General features: G+C 62.6%; 1 protein-coding gene. It reads left to right on the top strand.

The window, feature by feature from the left end:
* The coding region (locus ACRXB1_RS37160) for a TolC family protein (RefSeq protein WP_449494916.1) at window positions 1-730 on the top strand (730 nt) is incomplete at both ends.

Genomic DNA, 730 nt, shown 5'->3' with positions numbered 1-730 from the left:
TGCCGCAATTGTCGGCGTCGGCGAGCACAAACGAGCAGCGCACGGAGTTTGGCGGCGGCTTGCCGGCATCGAATGGAAACAGCAACGGCTTCGTTGTTTCGCTGAGCCAACCGCTCATCAACGTCGCGAACTGGCAGGGCTACCAGCAAGGCCAGATCGCGCTGACCACGGCCCAGGCGCAGTTCGCCGCCGCCCGCCAGGATCTGATCGTCCGGCTGGGACAAGCTTATTTCGATGCACTTTCGGCCCAGGACAGTCTTGCGATCGTGCGTTCGCAAAAGGCATCGATTGCGGAGCAGCTTGAATCGGCCAAGCATTCCTTCGATGCCGGCAGCGCCACCATCACCGATACCAACGAAGCCCAGGCCAAGTACGATCAGGCGATCTCGCAGGAAATTGCGGCACAGAACGATCTCGAAGTGAAACTGGCGTCGCTGGAGCAGATCGTCGGGCATCCGGTGACGCGTGTGGACGGCCTCGCGCGCGGCGTGACACTGCCGCCGCCTGTTCCCGCAGACATGCAGCAGTGGGTCGACGCCGCGCGCGACACCAACTACAACGTGGTGCTCAAGCAACTGGCGACGTCGAATTCGCAGCGCGAGACATTGAAGGCGAAAGCAGGTCATTACCCGTCGCTCGATCTCGTCGCGAGTTATTCCAAAAGCAGCCTGGGCGCGGCGGGCGCGGGCAACTTCGGCGGGAATTTCGGCGGCGGTTTTGGCAGCGGCGA

It is taken from the genome of Caballeronia sp. M23-90, from assembly GCF_053574605.1.
Note: the sequence above shows the minus strand (reverse complement) of the source record. Positions and strands in the feature narration are given on the sequence as shown.